The sequence below is a fragment of the Cupriavidus sp. C3SS-1 genome (assembly GCF_057073755.1).
This window is the reverse complement of the sequence record NZ_CP172699.1, coordinates 1,597,356-1,616,752: the sequence shown is the minus strand read 5'-3', so window position 1 is coordinate 1,616,752 and position 19,397 is coordinate 1,597,356. Positions and strand designations below refer to the sequence as shown.

Annotated in this window: 18 protein-coding genes and 1 pseudogene; 9 read left to right on the top strand and 10 right to left on the bottom strand. The window is 66.4% G+C overall.

All coding sequences use genetic code 11. The features are described 5' to 3' along the window. The first annotated feature begins 160 nt into the window (after positions 1 to 160). Both ACIGJC_RS07460 and ACIGJC_RS07455 read left to right on the top strand, forming a co-directional pair. Positions 161 to 1,210 carry a cytochrome D1 domain-containing protein gene (locus tag ACIGJC_RS07460; protein ID WP_483711360.1) on the top strand — a complete coding sequence of 350 codons (1,050 nt, stop codon included), beginning with the start codon at positions 161 to 163 and terminating at the stop codon, positions 1,208 to 1,210. Between the two features lie 4 nt (positions 1,211 to 1,214). Further along, entirely contained in the window at positions 1,215 to 1,793 is a 579-nt protein-coding gene (locus ACIGJC_RS07455) for a cytochrome b (RefSeq protein ID WP_483711359.1), read from the top strand. 18 nt (positions 1,794 to 1,811) lie between these two features. Here the strand turns inward: ACIGJC_RS07455 and ACIGJC_RS07450 are convergent, their stop codons facing one another. Both ACIGJC_RS07450 and ACIGJC_RS07445 read right to left on the bottom strand, forming a co-directional pair. After that, positions 1,812 to 2,039, bottom strand: a complete 228-nt coding sequence (locus ACIGJC_RS07450; RefSeq protein ID WP_483711487.1) for a hypervirulence associated TUDOR domain-containing protein — start codon at positions 2,037 to 2,039, stop codon at positions 1,812 to 1,814. Positions 2,040 to 2,203: 164 nt separating this feature from the next. After that, positions 2,204 to 4,657: a TonB-dependent receptor gene (locus ACIGJC_RS07445; protein ID WP_483711358.1), complete on the bottom strand. Its 2,454-nt coding sequence runs from the start codon at positions 4,655 to 4,657 to the stop codon at positions 2,204 to 2,206. 155 nt (positions 4,658 to 4,812) lie between these two features. On the opposite strand from ACIGJC_RS07445, the gene ACIGJC_RS07440 reads away from it, so the two are divergent. The 4 genes from ACIGJC_RS07440 to ACIGJC_RS07425 all read left to right on the top strand — a co-directional run bounded on the left by ACIGJC_RS07440 (position 4,813) and on the right by ACIGJC_RS07425 (position 9,127). Beyond that, a complete protein-coding gene (locus ACIGJC_RS07440) occupies positions 4,813 to 6,165 on the top strand; it encodes a histidine kinase (protein WP_483711357.1) in 1,353 nt (450 codons plus the stop codon). Further along, on the top strand, positions 6,162 to 6,782 hold the full coding sequence (locus ACIGJC_RS07435) for a response regulator (protein WP_483711356.1): 621 nt from the start codon (positions 6,162 to 6,164) through the stop codon (positions 6,780 to 6,782). The genes ACIGJC_RS07440 and ACIGJC_RS07435 overlap by 4 nt, the downstream gene beginning before the upstream one ends. 196 nt (positions 6,783 to 6,978) lie before the next feature. Beyond that, positions 6,979 to 8,721, top strand: a complete 1,743-nt coding sequence (locus ACIGJC_RS07430) for a PQQ-dependent methanol/ethanol family dehydrogenase (protein ID WP_483711355.1) — start codon at positions 6,979 to 6,981, stop codon at positions 8,719 to 8,721. Between the two features lie 82 nt (positions 8,722 to 8,803). Further along, entirely contained in the window at positions 8,804 to 9,127 is a 324-nt protein-coding gene (locus tag ACIGJC_RS07425) for a c-type cytochrome (protein WP_483711354.1), read from the top strand. A gap of 62 nt (positions 9,128 to 9,189) precedes the next feature. Here ACIGJC_RS07425 and pqqE read toward each other — a convergent pair whose 3' ends face one another. The 5 genes from pqqE to pqqA all read right to left on the bottom strand — a co-directional run bounded on the left by pqqE (position 9,190) and on the right by pqqA (position 12,452). Beyond that, complete coding sequence (pqqE, locus tag ACIGJC_RS07420) at positions 9,190 to 10,359, bottom strand: pyrroloquinoline quinone biosynthesis protein PqqE (RefSeq protein ID WP_483711486.1); 1,170 nt, start codon at positions 10,357 to 10,359, stop codon at positions 9,190 to 9,192. Continuing rightward, positions 10,331 to 10,603, bottom strand: coding sequence for a pyrroloquinoline quinone biosynthesis peptide chaperone PqqD (gene pqqD, locus ACIGJC_RS07415; RefSeq protein ID WP_483711353.1), 273 nt, complete (start codon positions 10,601 to 10,603; stop codon positions 10,331 to 10,333). Before pqqD ends, pqqE begins: the two co-directional genes overlap by 29 nt. Then, complete coding sequence (gene pqqC / locus ACIGJC_RS07410; RefSeq protein WP_483711352.1) at positions 10,600 to 11,292, bottom strand: pyrroloquinoline-quinone synthase PqqC; 693 nt, start codon at positions 11,290 to 11,292, stop codon at positions 10,600 to 10,602. Before pqqC ends, pqqD begins: the two co-directional genes overlap by 4 nt. Next, complete coding sequence (pqqB, locus tag ACIGJC_RS07405) at positions 11,289 to 12,206, bottom strand: pyrroloquinoline quinone biosynthesis protein PqqB (RefSeq protein WP_483711351.1); 918 nt, start codon at positions 12,204 to 12,206, stop codon at positions 11,289 to 11,291. Before pqqB ends, pqqC begins: the two co-directional genes overlap by 4 nt. 171 nt (positions 12,207 to 12,377) lie before the next feature. Beyond that, positions 12,378 to 12,452 (bottom strand): pyrroloquinoline quinone precursor peptide PqqA, encoded by a 75-nt coding sequence (gene pqqA / locus ACIGJC_RS07400; RefSeq protein WP_009277446.1) that lies wholly within the window; start codon positions 12,450 to 12,452, stop codon positions 12,378 to 12,380. A gap of 83 nt (positions 12,453 to 12,535) precedes the next feature. On the opposite strand from pqqA, the gene ACIGJC_RS07395 reads away from it, so the two are divergent. After that, positions 12,536 to 13,477, top strand: a complete 942-nt coding sequence (locus ACIGJC_RS07395) for an alpha/beta fold hydrolase (protein ID WP_483711350.1) — start codon at positions 12,536 to 12,538, stop codon at positions 13,475 to 13,477. Between the two features lie 22 nt (positions 13,478 to 13,499). Here ACIGJC_RS07395 and ACIGJC_RS07390 read toward each other — a convergent pair whose 3' ends face one another. Then, the gene (locus tag ACIGJC_RS07390) at positions 13,500 to 15,524 is read right to left on the bottom strand and encodes a sigma-54-dependent Fis family transcriptional regulator (protein ID WP_483711349.1); all 2,025 of its coding nucleotides are present in this window, start codon (positions 15,522 to 15,524) and stop codon (positions 13,500 to 13,502) included. A 265-nt stretch (positions 15,525 to 15,789) separates the two neighbouring features. On the opposite strand from ACIGJC_RS07390, the gene pedF reads away from it, so the two are divergent. Both pedF and ACIGJC_RS07380 read left to right on the top strand, forming a co-directional pair. Next, entirely contained in the window at positions 15,790 to 16,269 is a 480-nt protein-coding gene (pedF, locus tag ACIGJC_RS07385) for a cytochrome c-550 PedF (RefSeq protein WP_483711348.1), read from the top strand. Positions 16,270 to 16,334: 65 nt separating this feature from the next. Then, positions 16,335 to 17,231, top strand: coding sequence for a substrate-binding periplasmic protein (locus ACIGJC_RS07380; RefSeq protein ID WP_483711347.1), 897 nt, complete (start codon positions 16,335 to 16,337; stop codon positions 17,229 to 17,231). A 3-nt stretch (positions 17,232 to 17,234) separates the two neighbouring features. Here the strand turns inward: ACIGJC_RS07380 and ACIGJC_RS07375 are convergent. Then, positions 17,235 to 17,452: pseudogene (locus ACIGJC_RS07375) on the bottom strand (helix-turn-helix domain-containing protein); the annotation flags it as partial. 303 nt (positions 17,453 to 17,755) lie between these two features. Then, positions 17,756 to 19,156, bottom strand: a complete 1,401-nt coding sequence (locus tag ACIGJC_RS07370) for an ISNCY family transposase (protein ID WP_483711346.1) — start codon at positions 19,154 to 19,156, stop codon at positions 17,756 to 17,758. Between the last annotated feature and the right edge of the window lie 241 nt (positions 19,157 to 19,397).

The window sequence follows — 19,397 nt, the reverse complement described above, 5'->3', positions numbered from 1 at the left end:
ACATGGCAGAGCAACCGCACAACAACTGTTCCGTCCTGAGACAGCTTGCGGCGAGGGCCGGGCAGGCTTCCTCCCGTTCTGCGCCTGCTTCACGGATGGCCTGCATCTTGCTGTGCGCAAGCGCCATTGAAGCGGCCCACAACACAAGGAGAGCGAGACTGTGAATCCACTGATCCGTTGCATCGGCCTGGCGGCGTGCAGCCTGGTACCGGCATTGCCGGCGCATGCCGCCGTGGGCGGGGTCGCTTATGTCACCAATCAAGGAGGCGGCGTCACCGTGCTGGACACGCGCACCTTCAGGCCGATCGCCGACATCGCGGTAGGACGCGACCCGCGCGGCCTGGCGGTGTCGCCGGATGGCCGCTGGCTGCTCACTGCCAACCAGGGGAGTTCGGACGTGTCGGTGGTCGACACCGGCACGCGCGAGGAAGTCAGGCGCATTGCGATCGGCAAGAACGTCGAATTCATGCGGATCTCGCCCGACGGTCGCCGTGCGTTCGTGACCTATGAGCCCTCCTCGCGCGGCGGACCGCAGGGCAGGGAACGCAAAGACGGGAAGGAGGGCGACGAGACCCCGGCCGAAGTGGCCGTGGTCGACCTCGGCCAATGGCGCGTGGTCGGCCGTATCCAGGCGGCGCGTGAAACCGAGGGCATCGAGTTCTCGGCGGACGGGAAATTGCTGGTGGTAGCCAACGAAGGCGACGATACGCTGGTCGCTTACGACCTCGCGACGCTGCAAAAAACCAGGTCGATCGATGTATCGCCATATGGCAGCCGGCCGCGAGGGGTCAAAGTGGCGCCAGATGGAAAGACCTATGTGGTCACGATGGAAAACTCGGACAACCTGTTGCTGCTGGACGCCGGCCTCAAGCCGATCAGGACCGTGCCGACCGAACGCGGTCCCTATGGTGTCGCGTTTGACCGCGATGGCCGGTATCTCTGGGTTGCTGCCAGCCGCGCGGATCGCCTGCAGGTCTTTGACGCAAAGAGCCTGGCCCCCGTGGTGTCGGTGCCGGTCGGCAAGCGCTGCTGGCATTTCAGCTTCACCCCGGATGCGCAAAAGGTGCTGCTGGCCTGCGGGCGCTCGAACAGCCTGCAGGTGATCGACGCGCAGCGCTATGAGGTCGTCGATACGTTGCAGGGCTACAAAATGCCGTGGGGCGTGGTCACTTACCCGGTCATGGTGGGGAGCCTCGATGCGCCACGCTAGCGCAGTGGCACAAACGCGCGGGAAGGGATCTTCCACTGCGTTGCGTGCGTATGCGGGGATTCAGATCGCGCTGCATTGGGTCAGCGCCTTGTTGCTATTTGCCTTGTTCCCGCTGGGCTATTACATGACCACTCTGCCGCGGGGGGCGCCCGGAAAAGCCGAATGGGTCAATCTGCATAAGTCATTGGGGCTCACAGTCGCGCTCGTGATCGCGTGGCGGGTTGCCGAGCGGATCCGACGGCCCGAGCCGCCCCCCATGCCAGGGCTGCGCTGCTGGGAAGCGGAGGTGTCGCGCATCACGCACCGCGCGCTCTACCTGTGCATGGCCGTCATGCCGCTATCGGGCTATCTGGGATCCTCGTTCAACCAGTACGGCACGCGATTCTGGGGCTTGCCGCTGCCGCGCTGGGGCTGGCTCGATGCGAGCTTGCGGCAACTGTTCTACTCGGTGCATACCACGATGTCGTATCTTCTGCTTGGGCTGCTTGTCCTGCACGTTGCCGGCGTGATCAGGCACGAGTGCCTCGACGCCCAAGCCTGCCTGCGGCGCATGCTGCCGGGCAGGCGCGATCGTTCCAGATAGGCGGCGGGGAGCGGGACATCACCTGCTGCCCTTGTGGGGTGTCAGTGCCAGCACTGCGCCCCGGTGGGCAGCGATATGGTCCGTCTTGTCGCTCTTGATTTCGTACTGCGGTTCGTCTTCTGAAGCACGATGGACATGTCCCTTATAGTCGAAATCCCGCGTATGGACGGCGATGATGGTCCCCGACACCTGGCCCGCCTCGGAATCCCAGCTGACATGGTCGCCGACCTTGAACCGCGTCGTCATGTTGTGAGCCCTTCGTTTATGCGGGGCGCTGTTACCGCCTGCAATCGACTGCATCGGACATCCCCTTGCTGATGCTTTCAGTCTAGTTCAGCAACCGTTCGGTCAGACTGACTCATTCTTGCTCACGCTTGAACAAAGCTGACTTGCTGCTAAGCCTGCCCCCGCTACATGCGGTACACCATACCCAGCCAGATGCTCCGCGGCGCCCCTGGCGCCACGAACAGCGCCGTCGCACTGTCTCCCGGCGCGACATGCGGCTGCACCAGCGTGCCGCCGGGAAACAGGTTGTTGGCGATCTGGCCGTAGGTCTCGTAGCGCCGATCGAACAAGTTGGCCACGCGGGCATAGAACTCGACGTGCTTGTTGACCTCGTATGTCGCGCGCAGGTTAACCGTGGCGTAGCCGGGTACGTGCCAGTTGGCCGCCTTGGGCGGCTGGCCCGGCTGCGGGTCGCTGCGCAGCCCGTCTTCGTTGCCGCTGGAAGCGCTGTCGGATACGGCGACGAGATCGGCGCCCAGCGTCAGTCCCGCCAGCGCTTGCCAGTCTGCACCGAACTTGAATGTGTGGCGTGGCAGTCCAGCTATGCGCATGCCGGGATGGACGTCGATGGTGCGCTCGCCGACCGCCAACTGCCCGGTCGACTGATAGGTCGCCTGCAGGTAGCTGTAGGCAAAGCGCAGCGTGACATCGCCCACGCGCTGGCGGGCCGTCAGGTCGAGGCCCTGGTTGCGGGTGCGGTCGAAGTTGGCGAAGTACCCCATCTGGGTGTTGGGCGCGCGCAGGAACAGGATGTCGTCGTGGTTGTCGATGCGGTAGAGCGTCGCGGTGACGTCCGTGTCCTTGCCGGGGCGCCAGCGCACGCCGGCTTCATACGCGTGCGAGACCACCTGCTTCAGGTACGGGTCGGCCTGCAGCCCGGCGGGCAGGCGGCACGGTTGCGCCGGATCGGCGCAGCCCAGTTCGAGTACCGTGGGCACGCGGTTGTTCTGCGCGTAGCCGCCAAACACCGAGACGCCGCCACCGAGCTTCTGCACCAGGCCCAGCGCCGGATTGAGGCGGCGGTAAGTAAAACTCTCGCGCGCCTGCTCGCTGCCATCGCTGTTTTGCAGGGTATTGCTCACCGTGGCGAGATTCCATCGTGCCGACGCCGTCAGGAACGTGCCTGGCGTCAGGGTCCAGGTGTCCGACAGGTACATGCCGAACGTGCGCGCGTTGCCGCCGACGCCCGAGACCAGGTTGTTGGGCGCATCGGGGTCGGCCACCGCGCCGCGGTCGTTGGTGAAGGTGCCAAGCTGGGCGTACTGCGAATAGGTCAGCCGGCTTCGGTCCAGGCTGATGCCGGCGTTGAGCACATGGCGCTCCGTCTCCCTGGCCAGGCTGAGCGCCACGCCCACGGTCTGCTGCCGCATATGGCTGGTGTTGACCACGGCGGGATGCAGTGCCGCCCCTTCGGCTCGGGTCACGCCGCAACTGTCGCCCCGCGCGCTGCCGTCGGCGTTGAAGCCGTCCTCGCAGGCTTCGGCATAGGTCTCGTAGTCAGGGTTGACGTCGCCGCTGGTGGTGTCGCGCCGGCTGTTGCGCACATAGGCCAGCGCGGCGGCGCTGGTCTTGTCGTCGAACCAGTGGCGGGCGTTGACGGCGACCTGCGTAACCTGGTTGCGGGTCTGGTCCGGATAGGTGTACACCGCGCGGCGATTCAGCTGGTAGATGTCCGGCTCGGTGGCATGGCCGCTCGCATGGTAGGCCGGTACCAGCCCGTTGCCGGTCAGCGTGCTGCGGCCGTGCAGCAGCGACACATCCAGGCTGTCGGTATCGCCCGCATAGCCCCCCTTGGCAAAGATGTTCCCAAGCTGCCCCGACGAGTCGTCGCGCCAGCCGTGCTCCTGGAACAGCGTGCCGGCGGCAAAGGCGTGCCAGCCGCCTGCGCTGCGCACGCCACCCGACAGGTCGGCGCGCTTGCGGTTGCCGCTGCCATAGGACAGGTCGGCAGTGAAGCCGGGCGAATCCAGGCCGGAGCGGGTCGTCATGGCCAGCGCGCCACCCAGGCTGTTCAGGCCATAGGCCGGGTTGGCGCTGGAGACCAGCGACACGCTTTGCAGCGCGGCCTCGGGGATCATGTCCCAGCTGATTACATCGCCGAAGGGCTCGTTGACGCGGATGCCATCGAGATAGACCGACAGGCCTTGCGGCACGCCCGCGATCGATGAAGCGCGGTAGCCGCGGTAGGTGATGTCGCTCTGGAACGGGCTGCCCTGGATATCGTTGACGTTGACGCCAGCCAGGTTGCGGCCCAGGTAGTCGGCCAGGTTGCCGGCGCGCCTGCCGTTCAGGTCATCGCCGCGCACGGTCTGCACCGTGTAGGGCACCAGGTTGCTGTCCACGCCGATGCCGGGCAGCGGCGCGGCCGCCACCACCATCACCTCCGGCAACACGGCACTGTCCTGCTTTGGAGCAGAAGTGTCCCATTGCGCAACAGCGGGGCGCTGCGCCAGCGCGGCCACGGCCAGGGCGATCGCCGTGGCCGTGCGGCAGCAGCGCTTGCCGCGCCGCGCCTGGGCGCGTTCAATGGCCTGCGGGATGGCCTGCAATGGCGGTGCAGGGAACGGGTTGGCTGGCATCTTGCATCTCCTCCGGAATCGGGACGCGCTGCCTGCGTTGGGCAGCGACTGGACCTGAACAAACTGAGGGGATGGGGAGCAGGTTCCGTACCGCGCGCAACGGGAAAAACTCCCGACCCCGCGCGGACTCCACCTTCCTCCGGAGGAGCACTGCCATGACGATGTTGCGTTTCCTGGCCAGCCGTGCGCTCTGGCTGTCCTGCGCCTGCCTCGGTTGCGCCTTGCTGGTGACGCTGTGGCTGGCGCAGCAGGCCATTGGCGAAGAGCGCAGCGGTGCCGCCGCCACGGCGCAAGTGATCGCGCGGCTGTCGGCGCTGCAGTCCGCCGGGCCGGCGGAGCGTGCGGCCCATCTCGCCGCGCTGCGCGCCATCAATCAATCGGCGCGCATGCGCCACCTGCGCCTGCACGTCGAGGACGCCGCCGGCCACGCGCTGGTGGAAACGGCGCCGAAAGCGGAGCTGGCCCACGCGGAAAGCCAATGGGACATCCGCGCGCGCGATGGCACGGTCTACCATGCCGCGCTGCGCTGGAACCCGGACAGTGAAGTGCGCGAGGCACGCCGCGACGTCATCGGCAACCTGGCGCTGCTGAGCGCGTACAGCGTGCTGTTGCTGGGCTGCCTGTCATGGCTGCTGCGCCGGGCGCTTGCGCCCTTGCAGCAGATTCTCGACGCCATTGGCCACTACGAGCGCAAGGACTACAGCCTGCGCCTGCCCGCCATGCGCATCCGCGAACTGGATCAGGTGCGCCGCGCGCTGAACCACCTGGCCGGCGCGCTGGCGCATCACCAGGCCGAGCGGCGCGCCCTGAGCCGCAAGCTGCTGGACGCGCAGGAATGCGAGCGTGCGCGGCTGGCGCGTGAATTGCACGACGAGTTCGGCCAGGTGCTGACCGCCATGCGCGCCGATGCCACCTACCTGGTGCGCAAGAGCGCGCACGCGCCAATGCTGCAGATCGTGGCCAACGACCTGGCCGGCCATTGCGCCCGGATCCAGGACGAAGTGCGACACCTGCTGCATCGGCTGCGCCCGCATGGCGCGCAGCCCGACGGACACGTCGCCTGCGTGGCCCGGCTGCTGCAGGACCTGGTGCGCGGCTGGCGTGGACAGCCGGGCCAGTCGGTGCGGCTCGATTGCGCCGTCGAACTTGGCGGCGCCGTGCTGGGGCCGGACCTGACCTTGACGCTCTACCGGATGACGCAGGAGGCGCTGACCAATGTCATGCGCCACGCCGGCGCCAGCCGGGCGTCGATCTGCATCGCAAGGAATGGTGACCAGGTCTGCTGGTGTGTGGAGGACGACGGCGCGGGCATCGGCAACATCGACGCAGCCCTGCAGCGCAGCCATGGCCTGCGGGGCATGCAGGAACGCGCCTGGGCGCATTGCGCCACGCTGCTGGTCGGGGATGCCGAACGCACCGGGGATAGGCGCGGTTGCCGGGTGAGCGCGAGCTTTCCGCTGCCCGCGCCCGAGCCATCACCGATGCAGGCACGGAGCCAGCCAGCATGAACACGATCGATGTGGTGATTGCCGACGACCACGCCGTGGTGCGCACCGGCTACCGGCGCCTGCTCGAACTGGACGCAGGCATGCGCGTGGTGGCGGAGTTCGGCGATGGCGATGCCGCCTACGACTGGCTGGTCCGTACACGGGCTGACGTGCTGATCCTGGACTTGTCGATGCCGGGACGCGGCGGCCTGGAGATACTGCAGCGGCTGGGCGTGCGTGTGCCGTCGCTGCGCACGCTGGTGTTCAGCATGCACGACAGCGCTGCCGTCGTGATGCAGGCGATGCGCGCCGGCGCGGCGGGCTACCTGACCAAGAGCAGCGCCCCCGACGCACTGGTGGACGCGGTACGCAAGATCGCGGCGGGGCAGCAAGTGCTGTCCGATGACATTGCCGGTTTGGCCGACATGGGTGCGCAGCCGCCGCATTTCGCACTGTCGCCGCGAGAGTTCGACCTGTTTCGCCAGTTCGCGCGCGGCACCGCAATCGAGGACGTCGCCGCGCATTTCTGCCTCAGCACCAAGACCGTGGCCAACTACCAGACGCTGATCCGCAAGAAGATGGGGCTGGCCAACCGCGTCGAGATGCATCGCTATGCGGTGGCGCACGGCTTCGGCTGATCGCGGCCAATGCCGGTTGTTCAGTTCCGGAGCAGGTGCAACGCCATGTTGCGTGCTGACACAGCCCCCACGCCACCATGCGGCGGAAAGCGGCAGGTTGGCGCCGAAAACCGATTGGCATGGGAATTGCCAAGTGGGCCACTGGTTGCGGCGCAGTGGCGCACCGGTGGAAACGGAAAATAACGAGGAGAAGACAATGAGGACGTTACGAGTAGTGATGGCAGTGGCGGCGGCCGTGGCCACGCTGGCCGCGCAGGCGGCGGTGACCGATGCCATGATCGAGAACGATGCGAAGAGCCCCGGCGACGTGTTGTCATGGGGCATGGGACCGCAAGGCCAGCGCTATTCCGGGCTGACCCGCATCAACACCAGGAATGTCGGCGACCTGGTGCCGGCGTGGTCGTTCTCGTTCGGTGGCGAGAAGCAACGCGGGCAGGAAGCGCAGCCGCTGATCCACGACGGCAAGATGTTTGTCACGGCGTCGTACTCGCGCATCTACGCGCTGGATCTGAAGACCGGCAGCAAGCTGTGGAAGTACGAGCATCGGCTGCCGGAGGGCATCATGCCGTGCTGCGACGTGGTCAACCGCGGCGCGGCGCTCTACGACAATCTGGTCATCTTCGGCACGCTCGATGCGCAACTGGTCGCGCTCGACCAGAAGACCGGCAAGGTGGTGTGGAAGGAGAAGCTGGCGGACTATGCCGAGGGTTATTCGTACACGGCAGCGCCCCTGGTCGTCAAAGGCATGGTGCTCACGGGCATTTCGGGGGGCGAGTTCGGCGTGGTCGGCCGGGTCGAGGCGCGCGATGCCAAGACGGGGCAACTGGTATGGTCGCGCCCGGTGGTCGAAGGCCACATGGGCTACAAGTACGACAAGGACGGCAACAAGACCGAGAACGGCGTGACCGGCACCCAGAACGCCAGCTGGCCCGGCGAGACCTGGAAGACCGGCGGCGCCGCCACCTGGCTCGGCGGCACCTATGATCCGTCCACGGGGCTGGTCTATTTCGGCACCGGCAACCCCGGCCCGTGGAACAGCCATATCCGCAAGGGCGACAACCTTTACTCGGCGTCGACCGTCGCCATCGATCCGGCCACAGGGAAGATCGTCTGGCACTACCAGAACACCCCGAACGACGGCTGGGACTTTGACGGCGTCAACGAGTTCGTGACCTTCGACCTGGACGGGAAGCGCATGGGCGGCAAGGCCGACCGCAACGGCTTCTTCTATGTCAACGACGCGACCAGCGGCAAGCTGGTCAATGCGTTCCCGTTCGTGAAGAAGATCACCTGGGCCACCGGCATAGACCTGAAGACCGGCCGGCCCAACTACATCGACGAAGGCCGCCCCGGCGACCCGGCCGGCGGCACCGACCCGAAGAAGGGCAAGTCCGTGCTCGCCGCGCCCGGCTTCCTGGGCGGCAAGAACCAGCAGCCGATGGCATACAGCCCGCAGACGGGCCTGTTCTACGTGCCGGCCAACGAGTGGGCCATGGATATCTGGAACGAGCCCGTCAGCTACAAGAAGGGCGCCGCCTACCTCGGCGCCGGCTTCACCATCCATCCGCTGAACGAGGACTACATCGGCGCGCTGCGCGCGATCAACCCCAAGACCGGCAAGATAGTCTGGGAGGTCAAGAACAACGCGCCGCTGTGGGGCGGGGTCATGACCACCGCCGGTGGACTGGTGTTCTGGGGGACGCCGGAAGGCTTCCTGAAGGCCGCCGACGCCAGGACCGGCAAGGAGCTATGGAAGTTCCAGACCGGCAGTGGCGTGGTGGCGCCGCCGGTCACCTGGGAAGACAACGGCGAGCAATATGTGGCCGTGGTATCGGGCTGGGGCGGCGCCGTACCGCTGTGGGGCGGGGAAGTCGCCAAGCGCGTGAACTTCCTGGAGCAGGGCGGTTCGGTGTGGGTGTTCAAGCTGCATAAGGGCTGAATCCGGGCCGCTTGATGGCCAGACAAGGGCGTCGCCGCGGCGACGCCCTCTTACTTGCAACGTGATAGAGCGGGGAAGCGGTATGAAGAAGGAATGGATGGTATGCGTAGCGGCTTCGCTACTGCTGCCTGGGGTGGTTCTGGCGGGCACGGCGGCCGCTATGCAGCCCGTGGCGGACAAGAACGGATGCTTCGCCTGCCATGGCATGCAAACGAAGCTTGTGGGTCCCGGCTTTGCGGAGGTGGCGGCCAAGTACAAGGGGGACAGCGAGGCGGGCGAGCGGCTCGGCAAGAAGATCCGCGAAGGTGGCAAGGGTGTGTGGGGGCCGGTTCCCATGCCGGCGCACGGCAACCTGAGCGAGGCGGATGCCCGGAAACTGGCGGAGTGGGTGCTGAGCGTCGGGTAGGTAAGGGGCAGTGGGTGCGTGGCACTACGTCCGTAGTGCCACGCGCGCTGCGGGACATCCCATCATTCGTTGCCGCTGCCCAGTCGCAGCGAGTTGCCATCGCTGCGAAACACCATCGCTTGCACGTCGGTGTTCGGCTGCAGTGTGGCCAGCCGGCCCTGCAGCACGATTTCCCGGACCTTGCCATGCTCGCCGGACCGCTCGCACACCGGATCCGTCGCGGCGGGGTCGCCGGTCAGCAGGAGCGCCTGGCAGCGGCAGCCGCCATGGTCTTTCTCGCGATGGTCGCATGAGCGGCAGGGCTCCTGCATCCATCCGGTGCCGCGAAAGCGGCGGAACGCCTCGCTGTCGCGCCAGATCTCCCGCAGTCCATGCGCGGTGACATTCGGCAATGCCAGGCCGGGCAGCATCCGTGCCGCATGGCACGGCAGCGCGGTCCCATCGGGCGCCACGCCAAGGAAGGTCGTGCCCCAGCCATTCATGCACTTCTTGGGCTTGCCTTCGAAGTAGTCGGGCACCACGAACAGGATCTGGCACTGCCTGCCGGCGCGCGCCCGATATTGCCTGACGACCGCCTCGGCTTCCAGCAACTGTTCCTGCGTCGGCATCAATGCAAGGCGGTTGTGCCAGGCCCATCCGTAATACTGCGTGTTGGCCAGTTCCAGGTATTCGGCGCCCATCTGCAGTGCCATTTCGATGATGGTGCCGACATGCGGCAGGTTGTGCCGATGCAGCACGCAGTTCATCACCATCGGGTAGCCATGCGCCTTGATCAGCCTTGCCACGCGCTGCTTCAGGTCAAAGGTGCGGGTGCTGGACAGGAAGTCGTTGAGCTCGCGGGTGGAGTCCTGGAAGGACAGCTGGATATGGTCCAGGCCCGCTTCCCGCAACGCGGCGAGCCGGTCTTCGGTCAGGCCCACGCCGGACGTTATGAGGTTGGTATAGAAGCCCAGCCCGTGCGCGTGCCGCACCAGTTGTTCCAGGTCCTTGCGCAGCAGCGGCTCGCCGCCGGACAGGCCGAGCTGCACCGCGCCGAGCGCGCGGGCCTGGGTGAAGACCTCGCACCATTGCGCGGTATCGAGTTCCGCCGTGTGCCTGGCATAGTCGACCGGGTTGGAGCAGAACGCGCAGTGCAGCGGGCAGCGGTAGGTCAGTTCGGCCAGCAGCCACAGCGGCGGCCCGGGCTGCGTGGCGGCCGACGGCTCAGACCAGCCAGCCGCGTTCGGTTGCATGTTTGACAAAGGCATGTACCTCCGGGGCGATGCCCTGCACGCCGAAAGCGGCCTGCAGGTCGTCGATCAGCATGTCCAGCGTATGGCCGCCGTCGCAGCGCTGCAGGATGGCGGCGGCGCTGTCGTTGAGGGTGACCATGCCTTCCGGATACAGCAGTACCCAGCTTTGCTGGGCCTCTTCCCACTGCAGGCGGAAGGTCCGGTGCAGGACGGGGCGGGCGAGTTCTGGCGGATTGGCGGTCATGGATTGGCGAGCTGGATCGCGTCGAGCATCGACCAGAGGATGTCGAGCTTGAACTGCAGGATATCGAGCGCGCGTTGCTGTTGTTCCGGGGTGCGGAAGTAGCCCAGCGTCACGCGCAGGCCGTGATCGACATCGCGCTGTGCGAGCGGGATGCGCGAGCGGAAGTAGTCCAGCCCGGCGGCCTCGATCCACGGGTAGTGCGTGGGCCAGCCGGCCAGCCGCTCCTTGTGGATTCCGGGCGCGAACATCTCGGTGAGCGACGAGCACACGGCCTCCTGCCACGGCGCGCGCCGCGCGAAGTTGACATAGGCATCGACGGCGAAGCGCACGCCCGGCAGCACGTGCCGTTGGTCGAGCAAGGCCTCGCGCTCCAGTCCCGCGGCCTGGCCCAGCCGCAGCCAGGCCTCGATGCCGCCGGGCCGGGTGTCGGTGCCGTCGTGGTCGAGGATGCGTACCACCCATTCGCGGCGCGTGTCGCGCTCGGGGCAGTTGGCCAGGATGGCGGCATCCTTGAGCGGGATGTTGGCCTGGTAGTAGAAGCGGTTCGCGACCCAGGCGCGGATCTGTTCAGGCGAGCACTGGCCGGCCGCCATGCGCTGGTTGAACGGATGGTGAATGTGGTACCCGCTTTCCCTGGCGCGCAGCCGCGCTTCGAATTCCGCGGGGTTCCATGCAGTGGCAGATGTCATAGCGCGATTTCCATGCCGTCGCAGGCCAGTTCGATGCCGTGCCGCGCCAGCACGGCGCGCTCCGGCGAGTCGTCCACCAGCACGGGATTGGTATTGTTGATGTGGATGAGGATCTTGCGGCTCGCGGGCAGCCGGTCGAGGATCTCGATCATGCCGCCGGGGCCCGACAGGGGCAGGTGGCCCATGTCGGCGGCGGCCTTGGCGGAGAAGCCGAGCGCCTGCATCTCGTCCTCGCGCCAGAAGGTGCCGTCCACCAGCACGATGTCCGCGCTGTGCAGTTCGGCGAAGACGTGGTCGTCGACGCTGCCCAGGCCTGGCGCGTAGAACGCCCGGCGGCCGCTGCGCCGGTCTTCGATGCGCAGGCCGATGTTGTCGCCGGTGCGCGGCGCGTGGCGGCCGGGCGAGTAGGGCGGTGCCTTGCTTTGGAGCGGCACGGCGGTCAGCACGACGTCCTCCAGCTGTGCTACCGAAAACGGCGTGCCGTCGCAGGGCAGCGTATGCGTCTGCAAGCCGCAGTAGTGCGACAGCATGCGGGTCAGCGGGAACGCGCTGCCCAGGTCGTCCAGCACCGCGGCGGTGGCATAGAGCGGCAAGGGCTGGCGGTTTTCGCGCAGCATCAGCAGGCCGGTGACGTGATCGATCTGCGCATCCATCAGCAGTACCGCGGCGATCGCGGTATCGCGCGGGGCGCGTGCCGGTTGCAGCGCGGGCGTCTGGCGCAGCTGCTGCAGGATGTCGGGAGAAGCGTTGACCAGGATCGAATCCGGTCCGTTGCCGGACAGCGCGATCGATGATTGCGTGCGCGGCGTGGCCCGCACGGTGCCCCGGCGCACGCCGTCGCAGTTGTGGCAATTGCAGTTCCACTGCGGAAAGCCGCCGCCGGCGGCCGACCCGAGTACCCGGATGGTTGTCATGGCGCGAGCGAGTTGGGGTGGATCATGGTCGCAAGGGGCAGGCGCGCGGGCCGCGAAGCCGGAGCCGATGCCGGCCCGGCTTCACGGTGCGTGCGTCGCGCCTGCGTACCGTGCGCCTGCGATCGCGGCGGTCATGCCGGGACGCTGACATGTCGCCGCGCGCAGCGGGCTTCAGCGGTTGGCGATATACATCGTGATTTCGAAGCCCAGCCGCAGCTCGGTATAGGCAGGCGTGGTCCAGTTCATGTCTCTCTCCTTGGTTGGCATGTTTAGTGATAGTTCGACTTGGCGCGGCAGGCTGGCTGCCGCCTCCCTTCAAGGCAACATCCATGCCCGACTTGCCGCTCGCATCCGATTGCTTCTACCTGCGCACGCCCGATGCGCAGCGCCTGCATGTGCGGCTGGCCGGGCCACCGCATGGCGAGCCATGGCTGGTCCTGCACGGCGGTCCCGGCAGCGGTTGCTCGGCGGCGATGGCAGCGTGGTTCGATCCGCAACGGCACCGTGTCGTGATGCCGGACCAGCGCGGTGCGGGCAAGTCGCGGCCGACCGGTTCCCTGCGTCGCAATTGCGTGAGCGCGCTGCTTGCCGACATCGAGCAGCTGCGCCAGGCGCTGGGCATCAGGCGTTGGGGCGTGGCCGGTGGCTCCTGGGGCGCGGCGCTGGGGCTGGCCTATGCGGCGAATTACCCGGACGCGGTGGCGGCGCTGGTATTGCGGGGAACGTTCCTGACCGGGCGCGACGATGTCGCCAGCCTGTTCGCGCCGCGCCGCGGAGGCCGTCGCATGCTGCAACGCGTCAAGCCCTGCGGCGAGCGCCTGCCGGATGCCCGTGCGGACCTGCTCACTGTGTCACGACTGTTGCAAAGTGGAACACCTGTCCAGAAATGGGACACCGCCGCGGCGTGGCGCGACAGTGAACTGGCTTTGCTGGGGCTGCCCGCGCGGCAAGCCTTGCGCCGCCCGTCACTGCGCACGCGGGAAGCAATGGTCGCCAAGTACCGTATCCAGTCACACTACCTGCGCAATCGCGCCGGTCTGGGCAAGCCGGGCCTGCTTCGGGCGGCGCAGACAATTGCCGCGCATGGCCTGCCAGTGACATTGCTGCACGGCCGGGCGGACGCGGTCTGCCGTCCCGCCAATGCCCGGCGCCTGCAGGCCGCCATGCCTGGCGCGCAACTGCAGTGGGTCGACGGCGGGCACCTCGCCACGGGCGCGCTGGGCAGGGCGCTGGCCGCGTCGATCGCCGCGGCGCGCTGGCAGCGAGGGTGACAGCACGCCGAGACCGGAAAGATCAGTCCGGAGCTTGCGGCAGGCCGCGCGCCTCGTCCATCTTCCGGTAGACCGTGTTGCGCGAGATGCCCAGCGCCTTGGCCGCGGCCGAGATATTGCCGTGGTGCGCCTTGACGGTAGCCACGATGACCTGTGCCTCGACGTCGGCCAGCCGGGTCGGGGGTGTGCCCGGCTGGCCGGCCGGGCGCGCCACGGAAACCGATAAGCCGCGCCCTACGTGCCCGTCCGACAACGCCTGCTCCTGCCGCTCGCGCAGGTCGTCCAGGAAGTCGTCGGGCAGGTGGTCCTCGGTGATTTCGGCTTCGCCTTCGGCCATCAGGCGTGCCGTGCGCAGCAGGTTGCCGAGCTGGCGCATATTGCCCGGCCAGTGATAGCGGCGGAACAGTTCCATCACGGAATCCCGAATGCGAGGCGGTTCCCCGCCGGCCTGGCCCTGGTCCTGGCGCAGCAGCTTGCCCGCCACCACGTCGAGGTCGCTGCGCTCGCGCAGGGCGGGCAGGCGCACCACGAGCCCGTTCAGGCGGTAGTACAGGTCTTCGCGGAACTGGCCCGCGGCGACCATCTCGCGCAGGTTGCGGTTGGTGGCGCACACCACCAGCACATCGACCTGGATCACCTTGCTGCTGCCCAGCGGCTGGACGGCGCGCTCCTGCAGCGCGCGCAGCAACCGCCCCTGCAAGTGCAGCGGCATGTCGCCGATCTCATCGAGGAACAGCGTGCCGCCGTTGGCCAGGAGCATCTTGCCGATGCCGCCCTTCTTGCGGGCGCCGGTAAAGGCGCCTTCCTCGTAGCCAAACAGTTCGGATTCGATCAGGTTCTCCGGAATCGACGCACAGTTCACCGCGATGAACGGCCCTGCGTGCCGCGGGCTGTCCGCGTGGATCGCGCGCGCCATCAGCTCCTTGCCGGTGCCGGTTTCACCCAGCACCATCACCGGTATGTCCTTGCCGATGACCTTGCGCAGCTTGCCGATCACGGTCCGGATCTGCGCGTCGCCGGTGTCCAGGTCAGCCAGTCCTTCCGGCCGGGGCGGGGCGGCATAGAGGCGGCGCGGCGCCGTGACGGCATCCATGGTGCCAGCGGCCACTGCGGCCGTGCCGGGCATCGAAGCGGGGCTCGATTTCCATTCCACGCGCGCGCTGACCTTGACGCCGCTCGGCAGTTGCAACTGCACGATGCCGGCCGGCGCGCCGCGCACCGCATCGAAGAGCAGGGACATCGGCATCCCGAACAGCGAAGAAAAGGTGTGCGCCTGAAGCGCCGCAATGGACAGGCCCAGCTGGAACTGTCCGCTGCGGTTCGAGGACAGGAAGCGCCCGCCGGGCGTGAACGAGACGATGCCTTCCACCAGCGTGCCCAGGAACTCCGCGCGCGAATGGAAGCGGATGCACACCATGTCGCGGAACGCGTTGCCGAACAGCTGGTTCTCGATCATCTGCGCCGACATCCGCACCAGCGCCATGGTGTGCTTGTGGAAGCCACGCTGGTCGCCGGTCACGTCGAGCGCGCCCACGGTCTTGCCGTAGGGGTCGAGGATGGTCATGCAGGAGCAGGTCAGGAACTGATTGGCTTCCAGGAAATGGTCGGCGCCGTGGACCAGCGTGGCGCGGTTTTCGGCCAGCGCGGTGCCGATGGCATTGGTGCCGCGGCTCTCCTCCGACCAGTCCGCGCCCGCGCGCAGCGCGACCTTGTCGGCCCGGGCCAGGAAATCGTCGTCGCCCAGCGAGTGCAGGATCAGGCCATCGGCATCGGTCAGGATCACCATGCTCTGCGTGTTCACGATCTGGTCGTAGAGCGTTTCCATCACCGGCAGCGCGTAGGTGAACAGGGACTGGCTGCGTTCGATCCGGGTTTTCAACTCGCTTTGCAGCACGGGGCAGAAGTCCGGCGACTCATAGGGGCGCAGGCCATAAGACGTGGAACGCTGGTGGGCCAGGGCAATCTGCTCGGCGCGCTCGGGCTGGCCGGCCAGATCGCCCGCATTGCCGGACGCGGCAGGGTAGCCGGGCTCCGCTGGGGTGGTCATGTCTGGATCTCCTGTGGAATAGTCGCCCGCGATTATTTTTGCGCGGGTCGCTGTCGTCGCCTTCATCGCCGGGGCTGGGGTGCGGTCGACAGTGTTGCGTCATGTAGCAAAACGCTTGCCAGTATGTGGCATTCCAGGACACCTCCGTGGCGATGGTGCGCTGCACGCGCCGGGAGCCGGTGTCCGAAAGCCTGCTGCGGGGCTGGTATGGCTCTTGCAGAAGCGGTGGCAAACAAAACCTCATCCACCACTGTAGGAGACATCCATGAAATCGCAGCGCCGCCTGCTTGCCTTGTTCTCGCTGTGCGCCTTGCTGGGCACCGCCCCCGCCATAACCGCATGGGCCCACGGCGATGTCACGCCGCAAGCGGTCGACACCAGGACCTTGCCACAGCTTGGCGGCGAATGGCGTCCGGATAACCCCTATCGCGCCGGCGCCGAACAGCAGGAGGCCCAGCGCATCGGCAGCTCGGCCTATAACCAGAACTGCGCGCGCTGCCACGGACTGGAGGCGGTGTCCGGCGGCATCGCTCCCGACCTGCGCAAGCTCGATGGCGATTGCATGTCGCTGGCCGATGCCAAGAAGAAGCAGGCCTGCATCGGCGAGATCTCGCAGTACTTCACCACCACCGTGCGCAAGGGCCGCACCCGGGATGGCCGTGTCTACATGCCGCCTTTTGACGGCGTGCTGAGCCAGGAAGCCGTGTGGGCGATCAAGACCTATCTGGAGTCGCGGCGCGAGTGAGGCGGCGCAGTCCGTCAGCGAACCCCTGTTTCAGAAGCGTCGTTTCCACATTGAGGAGAAACCCGATGTCACTGCCCATGTCACCGCGGCTTTGTCCGGATCCGGCCGCGCCGGCCGGTACCCGGCGCGGGTTTTGCGGCGCCTTGCTGGCGGCTGGCGCGCTGCTTTGTACCCGGCCGGCAATGGCAGACCTGGCCCGCATCCGCCAGAGCGGCACGCTGAAGGTAGCGGTCTACAAAGGCTTGCCGCCGTTCTCGGCGGCCGCGGGCAACCAGTATGACGGCATCGACGTGGCGCTGGCCAAAGCCCTGGCTGGCGAGTTGGGCATGCAACTATCGCTTTTGCCGTTCGATGCCGACGAAGACATGGCCGACGACCTGCGCTCGATGGTCTGGCGTGGCCATTATCTCGGCTATGGCCCGGCGGACGTGATGCTGCACGTGCCGGTCGACCGCGCCTTCATGCGTGCCAACGACAAGGCGCTGATCTTCGCGCCGTACTACCGCGAAACCATCGTGCTGGTGCGCGACCGCGAGCGCGTGCCGGACCTGCGCGGCCTGGAAGACCTGGGCGGGCAGGCCACCGGCGCCACCGCGGGGTCCGCCGGTGCCAATGCCTTGTTGTCCGGCGCGGGCGGCGCCCTGCGTGACCGGGTGAAGATCTACTCCGAGGCCGACGAAGTCCTGCGCGCGCTGTTTTCCGGCGACATCGCCGCTGCCATGGTGACCCGCGCGCAATACGAGAGCGCGCTGAAGGCCACAAATCAGTCCGCTTCGCGCTTTGCCGCGGCTGACATCGCTTCACCGCTGTTGCCGCCACGCGGATGGGCCATCGGCATGGCCATCAAGGCTGACGACAAGCCCCTGGCCGAAGCGCTGGAGAATGCACTGCAGGCGCTGCGGCGAAAGGGGGAACTGGCCCACATCTTCGCCAGCCAGGGGGTGACATTGCAGGAGCCATAAGGAGAGGGGGCGATTGCTGTCACGGCAGCGTTTGCGCGAGCCTAGGCCACTGGGACCGTCCTCGCGGTAGCGCAGCACCAGACGTTCCACCTGACGCCGGGACAGGCCGAGCTTCTCGGCGGCGGCGCGCCAGACCATCAGGCCGTCCTGCACGACGGCCTCGATGACCTTGCAGGGATCCAGTCCCGCATGCTCATGGTGATCGTGTCGGGTCGGCCCATGATCGCGCTCCTGGCTGGGCAACAAGGCCGCCAGCTTGGCATGATCCGGGACGGGGTACGACATTTCTATTTGGCTCAAATGCGACATTACTATTTGGGGCCAACATTTGTCGAGGCAAAGTTGAAATGACCGGGCTCCAGCAAAGTTGAAATGTCCGGTTGTCCGGCGTCTTTTCAGCTTGTTTGTTCAGTCTTTTGGGGTTCCCGTAGGGCGGTGGTGCTGGCCTGACACGACGGAGTCCAGCTCAGGGTGGGGCTGTCATTCCAGCAGGGCGGATTTGAATTCCCAGGAGTAAGCGGAAATCAGTTCTCAGTTCCGTTAAGCGGCCACGGTTGCTGCTGTAAGCGTTTTAGCGCTTCCAACATATCGTTCTGATCCAGCGAGCGCTGCGACTTCTTGCCTGATGGTCGCCCACGCTTGCGGACAACGCCTTCCGTGGCAGGCAAAGAGAGAGATCGCGTGTTGTCGCGTTTCTCCTGAACGTATTGCGCCAGTTGCAATACGTGCCCCAACCGTTTGTTGTCGACGATCGCACCTTGATCCACTTCCGATAGCCGGTCGTAGGTGGTGTAGGGCAGGGCGACGCCATTCGCACGTGGCTCGATCCTGCCGTCGGCATAGTGATAGACATCGATATAGCGACCAGCCAACTTCCGATGCTCGGGTGTATCCGCCAGCAGGTAAAGCATCTTGTCGTACTGGATGGTCAGGCTCTTGGAAACGCAGCGCGGCTCGCGCCAAGCGAAGATCAGATCCAGGTTCTCGTCCGATCGCAGCGGACGATGGGCGTTATGGCTGTTACGCGGGACCTTGGCGAAGCGCGCGTTGTAGTCCGCGATGAAGTCGGGCATGAAGACATTGGCGGCTTCCATGGTGCTGATATTGCGAAGGCGCAGCTCCTTGACCAGGCGGTCCTGCAACGTCAGGTGGGTCCGTTCGACGCGGCCCTTGGCCTGGCTGCTGTTGGCGCAGATGCCTTCGATGTTCAGCTCGAACAAGGCCCGGGAAAACTGGGTATGGCCATCGCCGCCGGTTGCATTCGGCTTGTTGACCCGGAAGACGCTGGCCTTGTCGCTGTAGAACGCCACCGGCTTGCCATGGCGCTCCAGGTAGGCGCGCGTCGCAGCGAAGTATGTGAACGTGGCCTCGGAATGGGTAAAGCGCAGTTCCATGATCCGGCTGGTGGCGTCGTCGACATAGACCAGCAGCGTGCAGGCCGGCGCGCGCTCCTCAAACCAGCGGTGATCGCAGCCGTCGAACTGAATCAGCTCGCCATAGCAGGCACGGCGGTTGCGCGGCTGGTAGACCTTCGGCGGCCGCTGTTTGCGCGGTATCCAAAGCCCAGATGCCGTCATCAGGCGGCGTATCGTTTCCTTGGACAACGTGAGTCCATGGCGTTCGCGCAGCTTCTCGCAGGCCAGCGTCGGCCCGAAGTCGACGTAGTGTTCCCGGATCAGGCCCAGCGCCGCGGCTTCGCGGTCGGCCGACAGCCGGTTGTTGCTCGGACGGCCGCGCTTGCGGGTCACGAGCCCCGACGGGCCTTCTTGCCGGTAGCGCTCCAGCAACCGCCGCAACTGCCGGTCCGTGATCTCCAAGCGTTCGGCGGCGACACCAGGCCGTAACTGACCATCCACGACCGCCTGGACGGTCTTGAGCCTGTCTAATTCCTGCATGCTGACTGTAATGACTTCGGATTTAGCCATCCTCTGGCGTCTCCATCGTGTTCAACCGGGCAGGCTAAATAACACGAATAGAGCACTCAGGCGGACATTTGAACTTTGCCAAAACCGGACATTACAACTTTGCCGCTACAACATTGTCACGCATAATGGTTATTATGTTAAATCAGCGACGTATTCTGCGCTGGCTACGAACGGCGATTCCCACAGTCGGCCGGCAAGACTCCATGATTTCCCTTACTGCCTTTCCCCAAGTGCTACTGAT

Excerpts from the sequence above, each read along its gene's own strand:
- ACIGJC_RS07450 (WP_483711487.1), bottom strand. The coding sequence starts at position 2,039 with ATGACGACGCGGTTCAAGGTCGGCGACCATGTCAGCTGGGATTCCGAG.
- ACIGJC_RS07445 (WP_483711358.1), bottom strand. The coding sequence starts at position 4,657 with ATGCCAGCCAACCCGTTCCCTGCACCGCCATTGCAGGCCATCCCGCAG.
- ACIGJC_RS07440 (WP_483711357.1), top strand. The coding sequence starts at position 4,813 with ATGACGATGTTGCGTTTCCTGGCCAGCCGTGCGCTCTGGCTGTCCTGC.
- ACIGJC_RS07435 (WP_483711356.1), top strand. The coding sequence starts at position 6,162 with ATGAACACGATCGATGTGGTGATTGCCGACGACCACGCCGTGGTGCGC.
- ACIGJC_RS07430 (WP_483711355.1), top strand. The coding sequence starts at position 6,979 with ATGAGGACGTTACGAGTAGTGATGGCAGTGGCGGCGGCCGTGGCCACG.
- ACIGJC_RS07425 (WP_483711354.1), top strand. The coding sequence starts at position 8,804 with ATGAAGAAGGAATGGATGGTATGCGTAGCGGCTTCGCTACTGCTGCCT.
- pqqE (WP_483711486.1), bottom strand. The coding sequence starts at position 10,359 with ATGCAACCGAACGCGGCTGGCTGGTCTGAGCCGTCGGCCGCCACGCAG.
- pqqD (WP_483711353.1), bottom strand. The coding sequence starts at position 10,603 with ATGACCGCCAATCCGCCAGAACTCGCCCGCCCCGTCCTGCACCGGACC.
- pqqC (WP_483711352.1), bottom strand. The coding sequence starts at position 11,292 with ATGACATCTGCCACTGCATGGAACCCCGCGGAATTCGAAGCGCGGCTG.
- pqqB (WP_483711351.1), bottom strand. The coding sequence starts at position 12,206 with ATGACAACCATCCGGGTACTCGGGTCGGCCGCCGGCGGCGGCTTTCCG.
- ACIGJC_RS07395 (WP_483711350.1), top strand. The coding sequence starts at position 12,536 with ATGCCCGACTTGCCGCTCGCATCCGATTGCTTCTACCTGCGCACGCCC.
- ACIGJC_RS07390 (WP_483711349.1), bottom strand. The coding sequence starts at position 15,524 with ATGACCACCCCAGCGGAGCCCGGCTACCCTGCCGCGTCCGGCAATGCG.
- pedF (WP_483711348.1), top strand. The coding sequence starts at position 15,790 with ATGAAATCGCAGCGCCGCCTGCTTGCCTTGTTCTCGCTGTGCGCCTTG.
- ACIGJC_RS07380 (WP_483711347.1), top strand. The coding sequence starts at position 16,335 with ATGTCACTGCCCATGTCACCGCGGCTTTGTCCGGATCCGGCCGCGCCG.
- ACIGJC_RS07370 (WP_483711346.1), bottom strand. The coding sequence starts at position 19,156 with ATGGCTAAATCCGAAGTCATTACAGTCAGCATGCAGGAATTAGACAGG.